Consider the following 14,673-nt stretch of genomic DNA (forward strand, 5'->3'; position numbering starts at 1 on the left):
ACTGTAAACTGTGGAAAGGACGTGCACCAGTTTGGAACTTAAACAATTTGATGGACAAAAGAAGTCCGAATTATCTTTAATCGAGGTTGCGCACGCGATCTTATCACAACATGGTGACGTGATGGCTTTCGCCGATCTAACCAACGCTGTGCAATCATATTTAGGTAAAAGCGACGAAGAAATTCGGGAGCGTTTATCACAATTTTATACCGATCTGAACATCGACGGTAGTTTCATTTCGCTCGGTGACAATATGTGGGGCCTGCGTGCATGGTACCCATTCGAATCCATTGACGAAGCCGTTATTCATACCGATGATGATGAAGACGAAGACCGGCCAAAGCGTAAGAAGCGTAAGAAAGTTAACGCCTTCTTGGCTGACGCTGGGGATGACGACGACGTGATCGATTACGACGACGATGATCCCGAAGATGATGATAATTATGAAGATGATGATCAAAACGACGACGATGACGATTCGGAAGCTTCTAACAAGTACGACGAATTAGCCGGGGTCGATGACAGTGACGATGACGCCGCTGACGAATCATTACCAGACGGCATCGAAGGCCAGTTATCAGAATTAAACGATGATGATGACGATTACGACGACGATGACGAAGACGAAAATAAGTAAGCTCGCGAGATTTTAGCTTGACGAACGGCCAATCTCCTTGTATTATCTTATTTGGGCTCTCTGGTAGAAATATCCGAGACAAACGAACGTAATTCGCTCCCTATTCTTAATGAATAGGGAGCTTTCTTTATTTAGTAAAACCCCACGAAATAAATCTTTAAGGAGTTATCACATGACCAAATATATTTTTGTAACTGGTGGCGTTGTTTCGTCAATTGGTAAGGGTATCGTCGCAGCTTCGTTAGGACGTTTATTGAAGAACCGGGGCTTGAAAGTCACCATTCAAAAGTTTGATCCATACATCAACGTTGATCCTGGTACGATGAGTCCTTATCAGCACGGTGAAGTCTTCGTAACGGATGATGGTACGGAAACCGATTTGGACTTAGGACACTACGAACGGTTTATTGACATCAACTTGAACAAATACTCAAACGTTACGACGGGGAAGATTTATTCAGAAGTTCTACAAAAGGAACGACGGGGAGACTACTTAGGCGCAACGGTGCAAGTCATTCCACACATCACCAACGCCATTAAGGAAAAAATCATGCGGGCCGGGACAACGACCGACTCCGACATCGTGATCACTGAAATCGGCGGGACGGTCGGCGATATCGAATCGCTACCATTCATCGAAGCCTTACGCCAAATGAAGAGTGACTTAGGTTCCGACAACGTGTTCTACATTCACACGACCTTGATCCCGTACTTACGGGCTGCCGGTGAAATGAAGACGAAACCGACCCAACACTCAGTTAAGGAATTGCGGAGTTACGGGATTCAGCCGAACATGCTAGTTGTGCGGACTGAAATGCCAATCACCCGCGAAATGCGGAACAAGATCGCGTCCTTCTGTGACGTTGAACCGGAAGCGGTCATTGAATCCTTAGACGTTAAGACGATTTACTCGATTCCGTTGAACGTTCAAAAGCAACACATGGACCAAATCGTGTTGGACCACTTCGAAATCGAAGCGCCAAAGGCCGACATGAGCGACTGGGTTGAATTAGAACACCACGTGCAACACCTCAAGCGGGTCATCAAGATTGCCCTGGTCGGGAAGTACGTGGCCTTGCAAGATGCCTACATTTCCGTGACCGAAGCGTTGAAGCACGCCGGCTACACCGACGATGCGGAAATCGACTTGAAGAAGATCTCCGCCGAAGACGTCACGCCGGAAAACGTGCAGGACTTGTTAGGCGACGCCGACGGAATCTTGGTACCGGGTGGCTTTGGTGACCGTGGGATCGAAGGTAAGATTACGGCGATCCGCTATGCCCGTGAAAACGACGTGCCGTTCTTAGGGATCTGCCTAGGGATGCAAATGGCCAGCGTGGAATTTGCCCGTAACGTGCTTGGATTGAAGGACGCCAACTCGGCTGAAATCGATCCGGATACGCCGGACAACATCATTGACTTGATGGCTGATCAAGAAGACGTTGAAGACATGGGCGGCACCCAACGGTTGGGGGCCTACCCTTGCAAGTTGAAGCCGGGTTCGGTAGCCGCTGCGGCCTATAACAACGAAGAAGTTGTCATGGAACGGCACCGTCACCGTTACGAGTTCAACAACAAGTACCGTGAAGCCTTTGCCGCTAAGGGCATGGTCTTCTCCGGGACGTCACCGGACAACCGGTTGGTCGAAGTTATCGAATTACCGAAGAAGCGGTTCTTCGTAGCTTCCCAATACCACCCAGAGTTCTTGTCACGGCCGAACCGTCCGGAAGGGTTGTTCAAAGCCTTCATCGACGCGGCCAACGCAACTGGTAAAGAAAAATAAGCAACTGTAAGTAAAGTGAGGGACCTTCGTTTTGTAACGAAGGTCCTTTTTTTAGTCGAAAATATGTGTAAATCCGTGCACTTTCTTCTTGAAAGCGGTTTAATGGATTAAGTTCATGATTTTATGGCGCAAAAAGATTACAGTTTCCTGATTTCGGTTGTTTTTTTGCATGACATTCTTTATTATGGTTAATGATTGTATGATACAGTGTGACACTTATTTAGCGAGGAAAGTTATGTTATGAAAAAAATGATTATCCATGGCGGAAAACGACTTTCTGGGGAATTAACGATCGGTGGCGCAAAAAATAGTACCGTCGCACTGATTCCTGCTGCGATTCTCGCAGACACTCCGGTCCGATTTGACACCGTTCCGCACATTCTCGACGTTCACAACCTGAGAATTATCCTTGAATCGATGAACGTCCCTTCCACTTTTGAAAATGATGTTTTAACAATTGATCCAACGCATATTAAAGAATCCGAATTACCAAGCCACGCAATTAAAAGCTTGCGGGCTTCCTACTACTTTATGGGCGCATTACTAGGGCGCTTCAACCGCGCGACCGTGACCTTCCCCGGTGGGGATAACATTGGGCCCCGGCCGATCGACCAACACATTAAGGGCTTTAAGGCCTTAGGTGCTAACGTGGTTGAAGAAAACGACTCCGTTTTTATTTCAACGGGGACGGAAGGCCTGCACGGCGCCCGTATCTTTTTAGACGTCGTTTCCGTTGGGGCGACGATCAACATTATCTTGGCTGCGGTCAAGGCCCACGGTAATACCACGATTGAAAACGCCGCAAAGGAACCCGAAATTATTGATTTAGCCACTTTCTTGAACAACATGGGGGCTAAAATTCGCGGTGCCGGCACCGACGTGATTCGAATCGAAGGGGTGCCGGCGTTACATTCACGGGCGACCCACACGATCATTCCGGATCGAATCGAAACCGGAACCTACTTATCGTTAGCCGCTTCGGTCGGTGACGGCGTGCTGTTGAAGAACGTGATTCCCGAACACATGGAATCCTTTACGGCTAAAATGATTGAAATGGGCGTCGACTTACAAATTAACGAAGATAGTATCTTTGTGCCGAAGTCCAATGAATTGGGACCGGTTCGGATCAAAACGGGGACTTACCCCGGTTTTGCGACCGACCTGCAACAGCCCATCACGCCGTTACTCTTACGGGCGACTGGCAACAGTATCGTCATCGATACGATTTACCCGCAACGGACCCAGCACATTGATCAGTTACGCAAAATGGGCGCCGACATCCACGTCCAGGACAACCTGATCGTAGTGGGCCATTCCGCGCATTTGCAGGGCACCCACGTTGAGGCGGGAGAAATCCGGTCCGGCGCCGCCCTGATGATTGCCGGGCTGTCCGCAACCGGAACGACTGAAATTTCACGCGCCGACAACATTTTACGGGGGTACGACCGGGTGATCGATAAGTTGCACACCCTTGGCGCCGACGTTGAAATTGCTGCCGACGAAGAAATTCCTGAAAGCTAGTCTGAACACTAGTGAGAAAGAACTGTATTTATGGAAAAAATTTTAACCATGCACGACCTTGAGCGTAAGACGCTAAAGGAGATTTACGCGTTCGCTCGTGATTATAAAATTGCTTACTATTCACAGATGAATAAGAAGGAATTGTCACTGGCCGTTTTACGCGCCCAGGATAAAAAACGTGGTTTCGTGCAGATGGAAGGCGTCTTGGAAATTGTCAGCCAAGAGGGCTTCGGTTTTCTGCGGCCAATTAACTACGGGCCGTCGCAGGAAGACGTTTACATCTAACAGTCACAGATTCACCGCTTCGGGTTACGGAACGGTGATTTTGTGGTTGGTCAGGCGCGACCGCCGAAACCTAAGGAACGCTATTACGGTCTGATGCGGGTCGGGACGGTCAATGGTAAGGACCCCAACGAGGCCAAGCAACGGCCGCACTTTCCGGCCTTAACACCGTTATACCCAGAACGCCAAATCAAGCTGACCACGACGCGGTCAGTAGCGGCGACCCGCTTGATTGACACCTTCGTCCCGATTGGCTTTGGTCAACGGGGCCTGATCGTGGCACCACCGAAAGCCGGGAAGACGACCTTACTCAAAAATATTGCCAACGGTATCATGACCAATTATCCGGACGCGAAGTTAATTATGTTATTGATTGATGAACGGCCGGAAGAGGTGACTGACTTGGAACGCTCGATCAAGGGCGAAGTGGTCAGCTCGACGTTCGATCAGCAACCGCAAAATCATGTCCGGGTTGCCGAACTGGTTTTGGAACGCGCGCGGCGGCTTGTTGAGGATAAGCAGGACGTCATTATCCTACTGGATTCAATTACCCGGTTGACCCGGGCGTATAACTTAGTGATTCCATCGAGTGGCCGGACGTTATCCGGTGGGGTCGATCCCGCCGCGTTTTATAAACCCAAACGGTTCTTCGGTTCGGCCCGCAATATTGAAGAGGGTGGGAGCCTGACAATTTTAGGAACCGCCTTAGTCGATACCGGCAGCCGGATGGATGACATGATTTACGAAGAATTTAAGGGGACCGGGAACTCCGAGTTACAATTATCCCGTGAACTGGCTGAACGGCGGGTCTTCCCGGCACTGGACCTTAAGCAGTCCGGTACCCGCAAGGAAGAGTTGCTGATTCCAAAGGCGCAGTTAGCACCCGTCTGGCAAGTTCGCCGCTCGATGACCGGTTCCGCACTGGACTATACCGAGCAGCTTTTGAACTTGTTGAACGCCACCAAAACCAATGCCGATTTTTTAAAGCGATTAGCGACGCTCAAGCTTGCCGGTCAGTCCGTTCGGCGCGGGCACCGCTAGAATTCAGCTTGACTAGTAAAGTGGGTTCATGATAAGATGTTACCCGTTGATTAAAACAATGATAATCTCTGTTTCAGCAAATGATTCAGGGCAAAGGAGCGTAATACAATGCAAAAAGGAATCCATCCAGATTACCACGAAGTTGTGTTCCAAGACTCAACGACTGGTTTCAAGTTCCTCTCTGGTTCAACGGCAACGTCTGACGAAACTGTTGAATGGGAAGACGGTAACACTTACCCATTGATCCGGGTTGAAATTACTTCAGACTCACATCCATTCTACACTGGTAAGCAAAAGTTTACCAAAGCCGATGGTGCGGTCGATCGTTTCAACAAGAAATACGGTCTCAAATAAGCATACGATTCAAAAAGTCGTCCAGGTTGACTGGGCGACTTTTTTTGTGCGCTTCGTGCGGCTCGATAGTTGTCTTAACTTATAAACTATGTAAGATGGTGACGAGTAGCCACATGAAAACACCGGCGACGCCAAAACACACGGCGGCAATTAGTAAGTAAAAAATAAGCTGAAAAATTGAACCAATTAGCTCAAAGAATTCTCCGAGTTTATCCAACACAATTATGCCCCCCCTTTTTAATTTTTTTTGAGTAGCTCCCCCGCAAGATGCGTACCCCCATTAAATATATACCTAAATCATCTATTTCGTATATTGATAGAACTCGTAAATTTAGTTCCGCAAAGTATCCCAGCCAGTTATTTAAGTGGTGGCCCCCAATTGGCGCTTTCGGGGGACCTGAAATTATGCGACACTAAAGGTAATACTAAATGAACATTGCAGTTTAGGGGGGAGCTTGATCAATGAATTATAACTTAATGCCGGTTAAATACTTTATTGATGTTGTTCAGACGCGTGGCTTTATTTCGGCCGCCAAGAAGAATTACGTCTCGGAAACGGCCGTTAGTACCGCCATTAGTAAGCTGGAAGGCGAACTGGGACAGCGGTTGTTAGTCCGCTCGGCGGGGCAGTTTGACTTAACGCCGGTCGGCCGGGAGTTTTATAAACGTGCGGTTGAAATTTTAACTGCTTACTCTGAAATTTGGCGCCACCCGGACATCAACCCGGACCGGTTACTGCGGATCCATTTTTTACAAGGGTTGGGTAGTGACGCGGCAACCTTTGCCAGTGGGTTACCTACTGAATACCAGGTTAGTTTTGACGAAGAAACGCTGGATAACAGTGTGAGTCGCTTAGTGAAGGGCTACTACGATTTATTGGTGGGCTTTGAACTAGCCTTTTTGAATAACGCAAAGGTCAAGGTATTACCGCTCCACCGAATTAGCTTTGACCTGCTCTTTAACGCTGACCAAGTGGCGGCCGCCGACGACTTGAAGACGCTAGCCAAGCAAAGCTCGCTGTACTTGCAATACTGGCAATCGACCGGCATTTCGGACATTCAGACGGCGATGCTCAAAACGTACCGTCAAGATCAGTGGGACTACCACCAAATCGAAGGCGTCAACAGCTTTGCGGCGGCCTGCCTGAGCGTTAATTTTAAGGGTGGCGTCACGATGGTACCGGAGAACTTTCAAATCCCGGCCGGTTGTGAACGGATATACAGATACTCGCCACGTCACTTAAAAGACGCATTTTTAGTAGTCTTAGCTTTATCCAGCGCCAATTCACGCGATTTAGAACGGATTGCGACCCGGACGATAACTAAAACTTATCGGTCATAACTTTTATGTGTTAGCACCAATTTGTGATTCATCATACAATGTAAGTGTAGAAGCGAATTGGATTACGGAAAGGTGGACATAAACATGAAAGCGCTATCAACAACGGTTGTGATCGTCGGGTCCGGGTCAGCCGGAATTTCCGCTGGTTTTGAACTTTATCAACAGGGGACCCCGTTTATTTTACTCGAACGTGGGGAACAGGTCGGCGGTGCCGGTAAGTTCGGTGCCCACGGCGTGTTTGCCATTAATTCCAAGCAGCAAAGGGCCAAGCACGTGGCGTACGGATACGCGGACGCCTTTAAAGGCTTAACGGACTATAACCATTTCTTCGTTAACGGAGAGTTGTTAGCCCGGTTCTTAAAGGAATCTGGTGAAAATATTGACCGGTTAGCGGAGATGGGGCTTCCCGTTACGGTTGAACAAAGTGAACAGAAAGCGCACTTGAATGATCCGCTGGTTTACCATAAGTTCAACGATTTTAAGAAAAAAATGACCAACTGGGATAAGTTACCGGATAAGTTTCGCGCTGCCGGTAACCAGGTCCTGACCGGGATGGCCGCCGTCGACGTTGAATACGACGACGGGCTCAAGGCCGTGATTGACGAAGATGCGGATGGCAACCGGACCCGCATCGCCGCTAAGAAGGTAATCTTTGCGGACGGTGGTTACTGTGGTAGTCCGGAAATGATGGCGGCGAAGTACGCGGATAACGCGGCGTTGTTGAACTTAGGTGAACGTAAGGCCGACGGTACCGGAATCCGGTTAGCCGCTAAGCTGGGTGCCAACACTGACCATAACCCGGTGCTCTTTGCCCACGGTTGTGCGCCGAGTCTCTCAATTAACCCGATGCGGCGTGATAGCAGCGTTGAAACGCTCACCAACTTACCGTTACTGTGGGTCGATCAAACGGCCAACCGTTTCGTTGACGAAAACGTCGTGTACGATTTTGCGATGTGGGCGAACGCGGCGCACAACGTTGGTGGTCAGTACTACGTTTTAGTCGACCAGAAGACGCTGGACCAGTTCAGGACCCAAGAGGTCGCGATGGAAGACACCTTCGAACGCCAGTTTTGCGACGTCGGTGAGACCCCGAAGACGACCGTTGGCCCGTTGCCGAATATTCAAAAAGACTTTGATGCGGCGATGACGAGCGGCGAAGTCGTTAAGGGGACGTCGGTGGCTGACTTAGCCGCTAAGCTCGGGTTGCCATTGGCCGCGTTACGGCGGAGCCTGAAGGTTTATAACCAAGCGGTCGAATCCAAGGACGACGCGGTCTTCTTGAAGGCGGCGGACGCTTTGCAATTCACCGTAGACGACGGACCGATTTACGCCATCGTTGAACACTGTGCCATTCTGGGGACCCTAGACGGGGTCAACGTTGACCGAAATTGTCAGGCGGTCGGTAAAACCGGGTTGCCAATCAAGGACATTTACCTAGTGGGTAATAACGTCAACGGCTTGTACTCGGACGGTTATCCGAGTTACGAAGGAATCGCGAACGGGTTCGCGTTCGTATCCGGTTGGATTGCGGCCAAGGAAGCCGTTAAGAGTTTGAAACAAGAAAGCGTGGAGGCATAATGATGTTAAAGGATAAAGTTGCAGTTGTTACGGGTGCCGCACAGGGAATCGGTTTTGCCATCAGTGAAGCTTTTGCTAAGCAGGGGGCCGACGTCGCGTTGACCGATTATAATCCGAAAGTCAGTGACGCCGCGGCTGGTTTGGCAGCCAAGTACCCGGGTAAAATCAAGGGCTTGGTATTGAACGTCATGGATAACGACAGCATTCAAAGCGGCTTAGACCAAATTATGACCGACTTTGGCCGCATCGATTACGTGGTCAATAATGCCGGTGGCGGCGTTTTAAAGCCGTTTGCCGAACTGTCGGACAAGGACTTCGACGACACTATTAACTTGGATCTGCGCGGCACCTTTAAGTGCATGCGTGCTGAAATTAAGGTGTTCTTAAAGCAGGGCTTTGGCTCGATCGTTAATACCGGCGCCCTCGGCAGTATTTATAATCCTGGTGGCATGGGTGCTTATAACGCCGCTAAGAACGGAATTATGGGGATGACTCAGGCGGCCGCCGTTGATTACGCCGATAAGAACATTCGCGTTAACTGTGTCGCTCCGGGCCTGACCAAGACACCGCTCAACGAAGGTGGGTTCCTCGATAAGATTTTACCGACCGTCCCAATGAAGCGGTACGAAACGGCAGACGAAGTGGCGAAAGTCTTCGTCTTCGTGGCTAGCGAGGCCACGTTCATGACTGGACAAACGATCCTTAGTGATGGCGGGGTTTCCGTCGGTTTGAAATAAGCGGGGTGAGCGCATGTTTCCAGCAAATAAACAGTATGATTTGATCATTGTCGGGGCCGGCTTATCCGGGTTCGCCGCGGCGGTCAGTGCTCGTGAAAATGGGCTAACGACCCTGGTCATCGAAAAGGGCCGGTCGCTTGGTGGTGACGGGAACTACGTTGAAGGAGCGATGGGCGTTGACAGTCAGTTGCAACGAGCGGCTGACATTCGCGTCGATAAAACGCAGTTATTGCAAGACGAATTGAACTATTCACACTACGAAGCCAGTGCACCACATTTAAAACAGTTCATTGACCATTCCGGTGAGACCATTGATTGGCTACAAGGATTGGGCATCAAATTCAGTAAAGTCGGCGCTCAAGGAAAGAGTTGGCCAACGATCCACACCTTTGAAGGCGGTGGGCACGCGGCCGTACAAGCCTTGATCGATCAAGCGACAACGCACGGTACTGAAATCGTCACCAGTCTGAGCGCCCAACGGGTTCTGATGACCGATGGCCACGTCAGCGGCTTAGTCGTTAAGAGTGAAGCGACCGGTCAGCAACGCGACCTGAGTACTTCGGCCGTCCTATTAGCAACCGGGGGCTACGTTGATAACCCAGACCTAATCAAGCAACGGACCCCGTTTTCGAACCGACTATTGTCAGTGAGTGACGGTAAGTCGACCGGTGATGGGATGCAATTGGCCTGGCAAGCCGGGGCCGCCCACTATCAAATGGGTGCGATTCAGTACGGCGGTGGCGCGATTTACGACCGCATTAACCCGCCGTTCGTTCACATGGCGTCACAAGTGGCCGCCGCGGCAACCCAGGAAGCCATTCTCTGGGTCAACGAGCGCGGGGAACGCTTCATTAACGAGGACGTGAACGACAACATGTGCCATGCCGGTGGTGCGATTCTGACGCAGTCCCGGGTCTATTCAATCTTGGACCAAGCCGCCGTTGACCACCTAACGGACGTTGGTCTTTATAAAGAAGTCGGTAACTCGCCAGTTTCGCCGGATAAGTTCGACCAGTTAAAGGACGAACTGACGGATAAGTTAGCCGCGGGTGCGAAGTACCTGACCAAAGCCGACAGTCTGGATGCCTTAGCAAGACAATTGCACTTAGCAGACTTGCCCGCAACGGTGGCCCACTATAATCAGTTGGTGGCGGCCGGAGTTGACAGTGACTTTGGCAAGGCTGCGGCCTACCTAACACCGGTCACGACCGGACCGTTTTACGCGGTCGAACTGGGAGTCGGGATGGCCTGCGCCCTTGGTGGCTTACGGGTCGATCACCAAAACGCCGTGCTAAATGATCACGGTTACCCGGTTAGCGGCTTGTTCGCCGCCGGTAACGACGCGGCTGGTATGCTGGTCGGCGACACTTACGCGGTCACGCTGCCTGGGAGTACCGCGGGCTACGCGGTTTATTCGGGCCGTAACGCGGTGGCCAGTTTATTGACCAAGCAAGCAGTTACTAATTAAGTTGAATTTGAGAAAAAACGGGAGCTGGCAACGGCACCCGTTTTTTTGTGCGCTAAACGCAGCAAGGGGTTAACCGTTATAGCGGATAAATTAATCAACTTTCCGAGTTTTGGACTTTCCACGGCCGGCGAATTAAGGTATATTTACGGTAGACGTTCGTGAGTGCGGACGGTAAACGTTATGGGAGGCGGGTTCATGCCGGCAAAGAAGCGTTCCGGGCTAAAATGGTTGGGCCGGATATTATTTGTACTGCTAATTGCACTATCGTTAGCATTGATTTTTAATGAACAGATCAAGAGTTGGCTGGTGAGTTCCTATTCGCCAACAGTGACCGAAAAGACGGTCAAACAAAATGCCAAGAAGAAGGGTGACTTTAACTTCTCTAAAGTTAAATCACTGGACTTTCAAACGGTCGCAAAGGCCCGGATGAATAAGAATTCGATTCACGTGATCGGGTCGATTGCAATTCCAAGTATCGACCTGTACTTACCAATCGGTAACGGCGTTAGCAACGAAACGTTAGCGCTGGCCGCCGGGACGATGAAGCAGGATCAAAAGATGGGGAGCGGCAACTACACCTTAGCGGGCCACCACATGATCAAGCACGGGGCGTTGTTCAGCCCACTGTACTATAAGAGTAAGGTCGGCCAGATGATGTACCTGTCGGACGCCAAGTCAATTTATGCATATAAAACGACTGAACGTAAATTTATTGAGGCGACCGCCGTGCAAGTCATTAACGACGTTCCGGGTAAAAAGTTGTTAACGCTGATTACCTGCGATAAGACCGGTGCCGGTCGCTTAATGATTCGCGGGACTTACGTGGAAAAATGGTCGTTTAAACAGGCGCCCAAGAAGGTTCAAAAGGCCTTTTCGAGTCATTTTAATAACAAATATTAACAATGTTACATTTACCGCTAACGGTGTATTATGACTACCGTTCACGGTACAATGGATGTAATTGGTGTTTATACCCAAGGTTAACAATATGAGGGGGTCTACTTGATGATTGGCTTAATTATTGTCGCGGTCATCTTAGTTATCGTTGCGATCTACGTCGTTATTTATAACGGGTTGGTAAAAGCCCGGATGTATACTCAGGAAGCTTGGAGTCAGATTGACGTTCAGCTGAAACGACGGACGGATTTAATTCCGAACTTAGTCAATACGGTCAAGGGATACGCGAAACATGAAAAGAGTACTTTGGCACAGGTAGTCGCGCTACGGAACCAGTTAGTTGACGTTCCGAGTGGTGACCACCAACAAGCAATGGCCGTTTCCGACCAGCTGACCAATTCGTTGAAATCGATTTTTGCACTGGCGGAAAGCTACCCGGATTTAAAGGCAAACCAGGAATTCGGTAAATTAATGGAAGAACTAACTAATACGGAAAATAAGATTGCCTATTCACGGCAGTTATTCAATTCCAGTGCGGCTAGTTACAACATGAAGTTACAGCAATTTCCGTCCAACTTAATTGCCAATATCCATCATTTCCAAGCCGTTGAATTTTTAACGGTACCGGAAGCGGAAAAAGCCGCACCGAACGTTTCTTTTGAAGATTAGAGGTTACGCCCATGTTATTTGAGCAAATTGCCCGCAACAAGCGGCACACGCTAGTCGTGATGGCCGCTTTTGTCGTATTAATTGCCATAATTGGGATGGCACTCGGGTACGTTTTTTTTAACAGCGTGCTGGCCGGACTGTTCGTTGCAATTCTGACCGCCGCGTTTTACATGATCATCATGCTTGGCCAGGCGACCGACTTAGTGATGAACATGAACCACGCCCGCGAACTGCACTCAGCGGAAGACGACCCGGAACTTTGGCACACCGTTGAAGACATGGCGTTAGTGGCCAAAGTGCCGATGCCGCGGGTCTTTATCATTGATGATGACAGTCCCAACGCCTTTGCGACTGGGAATAACCCCAAGCACGCGGCCGTTGCGGTCACGACGGGGATTCAGGCCCGCTTAAACCGTGAAGAAATGGAGGGCGTGATCGGTCACGAAATGAGTCACGTTCGTAACTACGACATCCGCCTCCAAACGGTCGCGCTAGCGCTGACCGCCGCCATTAGTCTTTTGGTCAACTGGGGCATGAACGCCTTTTGGTGGGGCGGTGGCCGTGGTCGCGACGATGATGACCGCGATGGCAACGGGGTTCAAGCGTTGTTAATGGTGTTAGCCGTCGTTGTGATCGTGCTCGCACCGTTAGCTGGCAGTCTCGTGCAGCTCGCACTGTCGCGGAACCGCGAGTACTTAGCGGATGCTAGTGCCGTTGAACTGACCCGTAATCCGCTGGGGTTGATCAACGCACTCGAAAAAATCGATGATAGTCAGCCGATGAAGGCCGCCGACCCGAGTAGCGCGGCGCTGTACATCTCGGATCCCTTTAAGGCTAAGAAATCGTGGACCCATTTATTTGATACCCACCCGCCGATGGCCGATCGAATCGCGCGGTTAAAAAAGATGTAATAAAAAACTGTGAATTGTTTAATAACAGCTTATAATGGAACTAAATAGACAGTTGAAAGAGTGAGACGGTTGCAACGCAGATATATTTACGCCAATTTAGAAAAACTTGATAATCTGGTCTTCGCTTACGGCATTGACCAGAGTGATTTTGTGCACGGCATCAAGCGGTTACCCGCCAACATTGTGTCACTCGTGGGGGTGGATGACGATGAACACGCCGTTAACGCCCATACCGGTTTGAACGTTATCAACGAAGAAAATGAGATTCGGCGTTATCTGTTACAAAGTCACCCGTTACCAATTAAGTGGCTGGATTACGATGAGGTTGGCGATTTGGATTTTCTAACGGCGACGGAAATTGCGGAACTGTTATATTTGGGACACATGAACCGGCCGATTCGCTCGCCGTTCAATTATAAGTTGCGCAACCACTACGTCTTTTTGCAACAGCGTAACGGTGGCATTAAAGTTTACTTTTACTACATCTCGGCGTTTAGCCACGTGTTAAACGCGGCGATTATCCGCCATACGTTAGCGGCTTACCGCGGCCGGCGGATGTTCATGCGCTCGTTAAGCGTGCCGCGGGTACCGGAAGCGATTTTAAAGCAGTTAGTTAAGTTGATGGCGGATGGCTTGTTCATCTATTTTGATCAAGCGATGGTCCGCCAGCGACAGTTATTGGTGCCGGTTCATACGGAATTGGTTAATGACGACATTGAGGTCTTTGATCCGGGTCGCCACGAAGAGATGCGCTGCACGCATAACGTGGGCACCCTGGCGTTCAACCTGTCCACCGGCAAGTGGGCGTTGCGGGTCCAAGATAAGGCGGCGTTTGAGGAAAAGTTGTAGAGTGTGAAGGGCGACGGGTTGATACCGAGCACTGCCTAGCTAACCCAATGACGCGGGCTTTGCGTTGTTGGGTTAGCGTAGCAGGCACAGGTGTCAGTCGTCCTGAACACGTTTCGGCAAACAGAGGTTGTGGCTTGTGCAATGACCCGCGTAGCAAGCGCAGGGGGTTGCTTCGGGGAACACGTTTCGGCTCGCTTGCAATGACGCGGGCTTTGCGTTGTTGGGTTAGCGTAGCAGGCGCAGGTGTCAGTCGTCCTGAACACGTTTCAACCATCAATCAATAAAAGTACATGGGGCCGTGGCAAAAGTCACGGCTCCCTTTCATTTCCAAACAGGCATCGTCGAAACAGGCACCGAAAGTCAGCCCGCTACGCGTATCGACTTCCCGACTTTTGGCACGCGCTGTAGTTTCAAAGTTGAACTGACAAGTCAGCGCAGCGATGAGCGGTGGTGATCGGCCGCGATTTGTTCGGCCTAGTGCCCCCAAGCGGGTAAAGTGGTATAATTTTTATGCGCGTAGCAAAAAGTAAGTTGCTATGATTTGAGAAAATAGACCATAGTCAAAATTGGGTTACCCGAAACGGGAACCGCGAATGGAGCGTATA

The 14,673-nt window shown here is 50.0% G+C and carries 12 protein-coding genes and 1 pseudogene; all 13 read left to right on the forward strand.

The annotated features are described in order from the left end of the window. The first annotated feature begins 31 nt into the window (after window positions 1-31). The 13 genes and pseudogenes from rpoE (at window position 32) to FFM82_RS03660 (ending at window position 14,068) form a co-directional block, all read left to right on the forward strand. Window positions 32-637: a DNA-directed RNA polymerase subunit delta gene (gene rpoE, locus FFM82_RS03600; RefSeq protein ID WP_137644506.1), complete on the forward strand. Its 606-nt coding sequence runs from the start codon at window positions 32-34 to the stop codon at window positions 635-637. Between the two features lie 172 nt (window positions 638-809). Further along, the gene (gene pyrG / locus FFM82_RS03605; RefSeq protein WP_137644507.1) at window positions 810-2,420 is read left to right on the forward strand and encodes a CTP synthase; all 1,611 of its coding nucleotides are present in this window, start codon (window positions 810-812) and stop codon (window positions 2,418-2,420) included. 240 nt (window positions 2,421-2,660) lie between these two features. Next, window positions 2,661-3,941 (forward strand): UDP-N-acetylglucosamine 1-carboxyvinyltransferase, encoded by a 1,281-nt coding sequence (gene murA / locus FFM82_RS03610; RefSeq protein WP_137644508.1) that lies wholly within the window; start codon window positions 2,661-2,663, stop codon window positions 3,939-3,941. A gap of 30 nt (window positions 3,942-3,971) precedes the next feature. Beyond that, a pseudogene (gene rho, locus FFM82_RS03615) lies at window positions 3,972-5,264 on the forward strand (transcription termination factor Rho). Between the two features lie 108 nt (window positions 5,265-5,372). Continuing rightward, on the forward strand, window positions 5,373-5,618 hold the full coding sequence (locus FFM82_RS03620; protein WP_125072381.1) for a type B 50S ribosomal protein L31: 246 nt from the start codon (window positions 5,373-5,375) through the stop codon (window positions 5,616-5,618). A gap of 462 nt (window positions 5,619-6,080) precedes the next feature. Continuing rightward, complete coding sequence (locus tag FFM82_RS03625; RefSeq protein ID WP_137644509.1) at window positions 6,081-6,959, forward strand: LysR family transcriptional regulator; 879 nt, start codon at window positions 6,081-6,083, stop codon at window positions 6,957-6,959. Between the two features lie 84 nt (window positions 6,960-7,043). Then, window positions 7,044-8,537 (forward strand): FAD-binding protein, encoded by a 1,494-nt coding sequence (locus tag FFM82_RS03630; protein ID WP_137644510.1) that lies wholly within the window; start codon window positions 7,044-7,046, stop codon window positions 8,535-8,537. Between the two features lie 2 nt (window positions 8,538-8,539). After that, window positions 8,540-9,274 carry an SDR family NAD(P)-dependent oxidoreductase gene (locus FFM82_RS03635; protein WP_137644511.1) on the forward strand — a complete coding sequence of 245 codons (735 nt, stop codon included), beginning with the start codon at window positions 8,540-8,542 and terminating at the stop codon, window positions 9,272-9,274. Between the two features lie 13 nt (window positions 9,275-9,287). Then, window positions 9,288-10,742, forward strand: coding sequence for a vinyl phenol reductase (gene vprA, locus FFM82_RS03640; RefSeq protein ID WP_137644512.1), 1,455 nt, complete (start codon window positions 9,288-9,290; stop codon window positions 10,740-10,742). Window positions 10,743-10,937: 195 nt separating this feature from the next. Beyond that, window positions 10,938-11,642 (forward strand): class A sortase, encoded by a 705-nt coding sequence (locus FFM82_RS03645; protein WP_137644513.1) that lies wholly within the window; start codon window positions 10,938-10,940, stop codon window positions 11,640-11,642. A gap of 105 nt (window positions 11,643-11,747) precedes the next feature. Next, complete coding sequence (locus FFM82_RS03650) at window positions 11,748-12,308, forward strand: LemA family protein (protein ID WP_137644514.1); 561 nt, start codon at window positions 11,748-11,750, stop codon at window positions 12,306-12,308. A gap of 11 nt (window positions 12,309-12,319) precedes the next feature. After that, on the forward strand, window positions 12,320-13,219 hold the full coding sequence (gene htpX / locus FFM82_RS03655; RefSeq protein ID WP_137644515.1) for a zinc metalloprotease HtpX: 900 nt from the start codon (window positions 12,320-12,322) through the stop codon (window positions 13,217-13,219). Between the two features lie 60 nt (window positions 13,220-13,279). After that, window positions 13,280-14,068 (forward strand): hypothetical protein, encoded by a 789-nt coding sequence (locus tag FFM82_RS03660; protein ID WP_170178193.1) that lies wholly within the window; start codon window positions 13,280-13,282, stop codon window positions 14,066-14,068. Window positions 14,069-14,673: the final 605 nt, after the last annotated feature.

Source organism: Lactiplantibacillus plajomi (assembly GCF_005405405.1).
GTDB lineage: Bacteria > Bacillota > Bacilli > Lactobacillales > Lactobacillaceae > Lactiplantibacillus > Lactiplantibacillus plajomi.

Coding starts and splice junctions, on each gene's coding strand:
- pyrG (WP_137644507.1), top strand. CDS start 810: ATGACCAAATATATTTTTGTAACTGGTGGCGTTGTTTCGTCAATTGGT.
- murA (WP_137644508.1), top strand. CDS start 2,661: ATGAAAAAAATGATTATCCATGGCGGAAAACGACTTTCTGGGGAATTA.
- FFM82_RS03620 (WP_125072381.1), top strand. CDS start 5,373: ATGCAAAAAGGAATCCATCCAGATTACCACGAAGTTGTGTTCCAAGAC.
- FFM82_RS03625 (WP_137644509.1), top strand. CDS start 6,081: ATGAATTATAACTTAATGCCGGTTAAATACTTTATTGATGTTGTTCAG.
- FFM82_RS03630 (WP_137644510.1), top strand. CDS start 7,044: ATGAAAGCGCTATCAACAACGGTTGTGATCGTCGGGTCCGGGTCAGCC.
- FFM82_RS03635 (WP_137644511.1), top strand. CDS start 8,540: ATGTTAAAGGATAAAGTTGCAGTTGTTACGGGTGCCGCACAGGGAATC.
- vprA (WP_137644512.1), top strand. CDS start 9,288: ATGTTTCCAGCAAATAAACAGTATGATTTGATCATTGTCGGGGCCGGC.
- FFM82_RS03645 (WP_137644513.1), top strand. CDS start 10,938: ATGCCGGCAAAGAAGCGTTCCGGGCTAAAATGGTTGGGCCGGATATTA.
- FFM82_RS03650 (WP_137644514.1), top strand. CDS start 11,748: ATGATTGGCTTAATTATTGTCGCGGTCATCTTAGTTATCGTTGCGATC.
- htpX (WP_137644515.1), top strand. CDS start 12,320: ATGTTATTTGAGCAAATTGCCCGCAACAAGCGGCACACGCTAGTCGTG.